At 59.2% G+C, this 6694-nt stretch carries 8 protein-coding genes; 3 read left to right on the top strand and 5 right to left on the bottom strand.

What is annotated here, in order from left to right; translation table 11 throughout:
- Nucleotides 1-376, top strand: a 376-nt coding sequence (locus GHO03_RS15960) for a sensor histidine kinase KdpD (RefSeq protein WP_178110323.1), incomplete at its 5' end; no start/stop codon positions are given.
- 127 nt (nucleotides 377-503) lie between these two features.
- On the opposite strand, the gene GHO03_RS15955 is transcribed toward GHO03_RS15960, so the two are convergent.
- Both GHO03_RS15955 and cbpA read right to left on the bottom strand, forming a co-directional pair.
- Complete coding sequence (locus tag GHO03_RS15955) at nucleotides 504-809, bottom strand: chaperone modulator CbpM (protein WP_095000996.1); 306 nt, start codon at nucleotides 807-809, stop codon at nucleotides 504-506.
- 2 nt (nucleotides 810-811) lie between these two features.
- Nucleotides 812-1723 carry a curved DNA-binding protein gene (cbpA, locus tag GHO03_RS15950; protein ID WP_095000995.1) on the bottom strand — a complete coding sequence of 304 codons (912 nt, stop codon included), beginning with the start codon at nucleotides 1721-1723 and terminating at the stop codon, nucleotides 812-814.
- 269 nt (nucleotides 1724-1992) lie between these two features.
- Here cbpA and GHO03_RS15945 point away from each other — a divergent pair, with 269 nt between their 5' ends.
- The gene (locus tag GHO03_RS15945; RefSeq protein ID WP_095000994.1) at nucleotides 1993-3258 is read left to right on the top strand and encodes an Hsp70 family protein; all 1266 of its coding nucleotides are present in this window, start codon (nucleotides 1993-1995) and stop codon (nucleotides 3256-3258) included.
- Between the two features lie 48 nt (nucleotides 3259-3306).
- Here GHO03_RS15945 and GHO03_RS15940 read toward each other — a convergent pair whose 3' ends face one another.
- The 3 genes from GHO03_RS15940 to GHO03_RS15930 all read right to left on the bottom strand — a co-directional run bounded on the left by GHO03_RS15940 (nucleotide 3307) and on the right by GHO03_RS15930 (nucleotide 5636).
- Nucleotides 3307-4317, bottom strand: a complete 1011-nt coding sequence (locus GHO03_RS15940; protein ID WP_095000993.1) for an AI-2E family transporter — start codon at nucleotides 4315-4317, stop codon at nucleotides 3307-3309.
- Nucleotides 4318-4505: 188 nt separating this feature from the next.
- Nucleotides 4506-4787: a PsiF family protein gene (locus tag GHO03_RS15935; protein WP_095017666.1), complete on the bottom strand. Its 282-nt coding sequence runs from the start codon at nucleotides 4785-4787 to the stop codon at nucleotides 4506-4508.
- Between the two features lie 63 nt (nucleotides 4788-4850).
- Nucleotides 4851-5636 carry a helix-turn-helix transcriptional regulator gene (locus GHO03_RS15930; RefSeq protein ID WP_095000991.1) on the bottom strand — a complete coding sequence of 262 codons (786 nt, stop codon included), beginning with the start codon at nucleotides 5634-5636 and terminating at the stop codon, nucleotides 4851-4853.
- A 97-nt stretch (nucleotides 5637-5733) separates the two neighbouring features.
- Between GHO03_RS15930 and GHO03_RS15925 the strand changes: the two genes are divergently transcribed.
- On the top strand, nucleotides 5734-6609 hold the full coding sequence (locus GHO03_RS15925) for a DMT family transporter (protein ID WP_095000990.1): 876 nt from the start codon (nucleotides 5734-5736) through the stop codon (nucleotides 6607-6609).
- Nucleotides 6610-6694 lie beyond the last annotated feature (85 nt).

Below are 6694 nucleotides of genomic sequence, written 5' to 3'. Positions count from 1 at the left end.
GGTCGAAGGTGATGTGCAAGGGCACTGGGATCCGCGCCGGTTGGGGCAACTGCTGCAAAACCTGATCGGCAATGCCCTGCAGCACGGTGCGCGCCGGGGCAAGGTGACATTGCACCTGAGCGGGGACAGCGAAGCGGTGACCTTGCGCGTGCACAACCTGGGCATGCCCATCGCCGAAGACGCCCTGGGCACCCTGTTCGACCCGCTGGTGCGCAGCCCGAGCGAAGACCTGACCCAGCCGGGTACATCCACCAGCCTGGGCCTGGGGTTGTTTATCATCAAGGAAGTGGTGGACGCCCACCAGGGCAGCATCGACGTGACCTCGACCGAAGCCGAGGGCACGACGTTTACGGTGGTGTTGCCCAAAAACGCCTGAGCCCTGGGCAAACACAATCTGTGGGAGCGGGCTTGCTCGCGATGCAGCCGCCGCGGTCTACCAGGAACACCGCGCCGAGGCCATCGCAGGCAAGCCAGCTCCCACAGAGCCTTTAGGCAGGCTTCATCTATTGCGTCACAAACCGCCCCAACTGCTGCTTCAATCGCTGATTTTCAGCACGCAACTGCTGCACTTCCTCGAGCAGGTCCAGCGCCAGCGCCACACCCTCCCATTCCATCTGCAGATCATCACGCAGCTTGGCCGCGCGTCTGGCGATGACCAGTTCGTAGTCTTCAAAACGCCACACGTCAGGCGTGCGGCCCTGAGGTTCGATAATTCCGTGTTCGACAATCTCTATCACGTAAGTGGCCGGGATATTGGCCTCTTCGCAGAACCTTTCCATGTCCAGCTGAACGATCAGGGTGCTGCTCATGATCAGTTACTCCATTGGGCTCTCGGATCAAATGCTGCTTTGTCGGCAAGTTCTTGCCACAGGGCCTTGGTGGCCTCGTCGCCATGGGTCGGCATGACCACTTTCAGTTGCGCATACAAATCACCGCGCTGGCCTTGCTTGTCCACCAGGCCGTGCCCCTTGATGCGCATGCGCTGACCGCTCTGGCTGTCAGGGCGAATGGTCATCATCACCTTGCTGGTCAGGGTCGGTATCGCCACCTTGGTGCCCAGCGCAGCTTCCCACGGCGCCAGAGGAACCGTGATAACCAGGTCATGGCCTTCAACATCGAACTTCGGATGCGGTGCAAAACGGATGATCAGGTACAGATCACCGTTGGCCCCGCCACCCACGCCAGGGCCACCCTGGCCTTTAAGGCGGATGCGCTCACCGTCGGTCACACCGGCCGGGATCTTCACGTTCAGGGTCTTGCTGACCCCGCCTATCTGAAAGCTGATGGGCTTGGACTCACCCGACAGGGTTTCTTCAAGGAAAATCGGCAATTCCATTTCAACATCCTGCCCGCGACGGCCCGCACTGCGGCCTGATTGCCCACCAAAACCGCCACCACGCGAACCGAAGATCGAGCTGAAGAAGTCCGAAAAATCGCCATTGTCTTCGAAACCGCCGCTGGAACGGCCTTGCCAGCCCGGCGGCCCCTGGAACGGCTGGCCATGCTGGCCGTATTTGCGAATTTCGTCGTATTCAGCGCGTTTTTCGGCGCTTTTAAGCGCTTCATACGCCTCGTTGACATCCTTGAACTTGCTCTCGGCGTCCTTTTCCTTGCTCACATCCGGGTGATACTTGCGCGCCAGCTTGCGATAGGCGGTCTTGATCGCCTTATCGTCCGCCGTGGGCTCGACACCCAGGATCTTGTAATAGTCTTTGAAGTCCATGTAAGGATCACCATCCGTTATCAATATCGCGCAGCTCAGGTCACCAGAATGCTCCGGTTGCCCGGCCTGTCATTTGACCGGCCTCAAGAACAGCGCTGCCAATGTTTATCGGCAGCCTAAAGACTGCCACGCCAATGACTGGAAGTTTGGGGATCAAGGATAGTCTTTCAAGTGGATTAAAACCTGCGATTTAACGATTAGTCGTGCTTCGATTCTGCGGCGGTCTGACATACACTGCGCGGCCGTTTTTTGACCGGAACACGAAAGACATGAAAAGCGCCTCTCCAGCACGTGCCTGCGGTATCGACTTCGGCACGTCAAACTCCACCGTCGGCTGGCTGCGTCCAGGCGTGGAAACCCTCATTGCGCTGGAGGACGACAAGATCACCCTGCCCTCGGTGGTGTTCTTCAATATGGAAGAACGCCGCCCGGTGTACGGCCGTCTGGCGCTGCATGAGTACCTGGAAGGCTACGAAGGCCGCCTGATGCGCTCGCTCAAAAGCCTGCTGGGTTCCAAGCTGATCAAGCACGACACCAGCGTTCTGGGCACGGCGATGCCGTTCAAGGACTTGCTGGGGCTGTTTATCGCCCAGCTGAAAAAGCGCGCCGAAGCGACCGCCGGTCGTGAATTCGAAGAAGTGGTACTCGGTCGCCCGGTATTTTTCGTCGACGACGACCCCCTGGCCGACCAGGAAGCCGAAAACACCCTGACTGACGTGGCCCGCGCCATCGGCTTCAAGGAAGTGTCCTTCCAGTACGAACCGATCGCCGCGGCATTTGACTATGAGTCCACCATCGAGCGCGAAGAGCTGGTGCTGATTGTCGATATCGGCGGTGGTACGTCCGACTTCTCCCTGGTGCGCCTGTCGCCCGAGCGCCGTGGCCTGGACAACCGCCAGGACGATATTCTGGCCACCGGCGGCGTACACGTGGGCGGTACCGATTTCGACAAACAGCTGAGCCTGCAAGGCGTGATGCCATTGTTCGGCTACGGCAGCCGCATGAAAAGCGGCGCCTACATGCCTACCAGCCATCATATGAACCTGGCGACCTGGCACACCATCAACTCCGTGTACTCGCAAAAATCCCAGCTGTCGCTGGGCAGCATGCGTTACGACATTGAGGATACCGGCGGTATCGACCGTCTGTTCAAACTGATCGAGCAGCGTGCCGGACACTGGCTGGCGATGGAAATCGAGCAGACCAAGATCGAACTGACCCACAACGACAGCCGCCATGTGCCGCTGGACCGGGTTGAAGCGGGGTTGAGCGTAAACCTGAGCCGGGCGATGTTTGAAGAGTCCATCGACAACCAGCTGGAACGCATCCGCAACAGCGTGACGCAATTGCTGGGCAATGCCGGCGTGGGTGTCGAGCAGGTGGATACGGTGTTCTTCACCGGTGGTTCGAGCGGGATTCCGGCCTTGCGCCAGAGCGTCGCGGCCATGTTGCCGAATGCGCAGCATGTTGAAGGCAACATCTTCGGCAGCATCGGCAGCGGTCTGGCGATTGAGGCTAAAAAGCGTTACGGCTAAAACCCTCGCCCCAACCCTCTCCGTCCGGGAGAGGGTTGGGGCAAGCCGTTACACCAACCCCACCTGCTTCAACTCACTCTTCAAATACGCATAGTAGATCGGCCCCGCCACCACGCCCGGCAGGCCGAAGGCTGCTTCAAATACCAGCATCGCCAGCAGCAATTCCCACGACTTGGCACTGATTTGCCCGCCGACGATCTTGGCGTTGAGGAAGTATTCCAGCTTGTGGATAACAATCAGATAACCCAGCGCCCCGATCGCCACCCAGATCGATAGCGACAAACCGACGATAGTGATCAGGGTGTTGGAAATCAGGTTGCCAATCACCGGCAGCAAACCCAGCAGGAAGGTCAGCACGATCAGAGTTTTGGTCAGCGGCAGATGCACGCCCAGCAGCGGCAGGACTACAGCCAGAAAGATCCCGGTAAATACCGTGTTGAGCAGCGCGATCTTGATTTGCGCAAAAACGATATTGCGGAAGGCTTGTACCAGCAGGTGCAGACGCTCGAACAGCGCAGCCGACAGCGGCTTGCGGCGGCTGATATCAGGAATGGTCTGCAAGGCCATGATGGCCCCCAGCACCATGCCGATCAGCAGGGTCACGAACATATGCGCGGCGTCTTTGCCCACCAGTTGCAGATCGCTGAGGTGCTTGTTCATCCATTGCCCGATGGCAATCCGGAACTCGGCAGCACTGGCTGGCAGGTAGCTGTCCAGGAACGGCGGCAACTGGCCGCGGGCCCGATCGACTACGGCCATGAATTTATTCAGTGAAGCGCCGGGGTTTTCCGCCTCATGCAACAGAAAACTGATGGCACCGGCAAAGATCAGCGCCAGTACGCTGACAATCACCGTACCCAGCAAAGCCACCGCCAGCCAGCGCGCACGGCGCCCGGCAATCAGACGCTGCAATTGCGGGGTGAGCATATTGACCAGTTCGAACACCAACAAGCCCGCCAGCAGGCTGGGCAACAAACGCAACGGGAAAACCAATAGCAGGCCGCCAGCAATAATGATGTAGCTGGCCAAGACGATGTGACGCTGAGAAAACGATGGCATACAGCCTCAAAACTGACAGCGTGAAAGGACAAGCAGTCTGCCAGCCTTCAGCTGCGAGCACTAGAATTTGTGACTGGCGGGACGGCATACACCCTGTGGGAGCGGGCTTGCTCGCGAATCAGGCGCTGCGGTATGTCAGTTAAACCGCAGTGAGGCCATCGCGAGCAAGCCCGCTCCCACAGTGCCGATCATTTTTTCTTCAGGCAATCACTCATAAAGGCTTTGCGCGCATCGCCCTTGAGGGCCTGGGTGCCGGCGGTGGCATTGCAGGTTTTCATCTTGTCCTGCTGCGTCGCCGGCTTGGCTTTGAGGCAGGTACTCATAAAGGCTTTGCGCTCATCACCCTTAAGGGCCTTGGCACTGGCGTCAGCGTTACAGGTGGTCATTTTGTTTTGTTGGGCCGTGGCCGCAAAGCCCTGGGAACACAGGAGGAGACCTATCATCAGCAAAGGAACATGCAGCATCTTCATGGAGTTTTCTCCTTGTTGGCGCGCCAACGGGCAGCGCGATTCCTGAAGTGTAGACAAACTCTGTTACAGCACTCGTGCCTGACGTCGATACTGCTCCGGGGTACATCCGGCCTGGCGCTGGAACATTGCGATAAACGCCGACGAGGTGCTGTAACCCAGGTCGAAGCCCACGTCCTGCACGCTGCGCGCAGACTCCAGCGCCTCAATCGCGGCCAGAAACCGCAGACGCTGACGCCACTCGCCAAAGCTCATGCCCAGTTCCCGCACAAACACCCGCGCCAATGTACGTTCGCTGACATGCACCTGCTGCGCCCACTGGCCCAACGGGCGGTTGTCGCCTGGGCTCTGTTGCAGCGCTTCCAACACCAGCAACAGGCCCGGATGGCTGGCATAAGGCAAGAAGCACTGATGCACCGGTGCCTGGCGCAATTGATCGACCAGCACCCGGGCCAGTCTTACATCGGCTTCGCTTTGCGGGATATTGATATCGCGGCGGGCAAAGTCGCTGAGGATGGCCTTGAGAATATCGCTGATAGCCAGGGTGACCGGGGTGGTCGGCAAGTGCTGGCAATGCACGGCATCCAGATACACAGAGCGATAAACAATCGCCTGGGCGTTGTAGGCACTGTGCTCGGTGTTGGGCGGCACCCAGACCGCGTATTGCGGCGGCGACATAAAGCGCCGGCCATCGACTTCAAAGCGCATCACACCGTGGGCCACATAATCCAGTGAGCCCCAGGCATGGGTATGGGGCACGGCATGGCTGTGGGCCTCAATCTCGGCATAGCGAAAGTAAACCGGCGCTGGCAGACCGTCGAACTCGGGGACGTTGATCAGATTCTTGTGCATGCTGTCTGGATACGGGGTGAGGTTGGCTGGATCGCAGTATAGGCTCGCAGACAGACAAGCGGATAATCACCGCTCATTAACCCTGTGGTTGTCACCGATGCAATACGCTTACCCGCTACTGGCCATTTTGATCTGGGCCGGCAATACCGTTATCAACAAGCTTGCGGTGGGAGCGATCTTCCCGTCCGAGATCGGCTTTTATCGCTGGCTGCTGGCTGGCCTGCTGTTTACCCCCTTTATGCTCAAGCCGGTGATGAGCAACTGGCCGATCATCCGCCCCAACCTGGGCAAGATTTTCATCCTCGGCGTGCTCGGCATGGCGGTGTACCAGAGCCTGGCCTACTACGCGGCGGCCCGTACGTCGGCGACCAATATGGGCATTATCCTGTCATTGATGCCGCTGATGGTTCTGAGCATGTCGATTATCAGCCTGGGGCAGCGCCTGACTGCCGGGGCCTTGGTGGGCGCGGTCGTATCGTTTGTCGGGGTACTGGTGGTGGTGTCGAGCGGCAGCCTGGCGGCCTTGCTCGATCACGGCCTGAACCTGGGTGACGCGATGATGCTGGTCGCCACCCTGGCCTATGCGGTTTACAGCACCCTGCTGAAAAAATGGCAACTGCGCCTGCCGCCGCTGCAGATGCTGTATATGCAGGTGCTGGTGGCGATTGTGGTGTTGTTTCCGCTGTATCTGGCCTCACCTAAGGTCGGCCCGACGGTGCATAACATGGGGCTGGTGCTTTATGCCTGTGTGCTGGCGTCGATGATCGCACCGCTGGCCTGGATGAAAGCCGTGGCCAACCTTGGCCCGAGCCGTACCACGCTGTTCTTCAACCTGCTGCCGTTGATTACCGCGCTGATCGCAGCGGTGGTGCTCAAAGAGCAACTACATGCCTATCACCTGATTGGCGGGGCGCTGACTCTGGGAGGGGTAATTCTGTCGGAGCGCTGGACTACGCCGTTGCGGGCGGCGTGATTTAGCCCTCACCCCAGCCCTCTCCCTGCCCGCTTTCGATGTCCGGCTCAAGCCTTCGCAGGGAGAGGGAGTCAACTGGTGGCGT

This window comes from Pseudomonas sp. FSL R10-1339 (assembly GCF_009600545.1).
GTDB lineage: Bacteria > Pseudomonadota > Gammaproteobacteria > Pseudomonadales > Pseudomonadaceae > Aquipseudomonas > Aquipseudomonas bubulae.
Note: the sequence above shows the minus strand (reverse complement) of the source record. Positions and strands in the feature narration are given on the sequence as shown.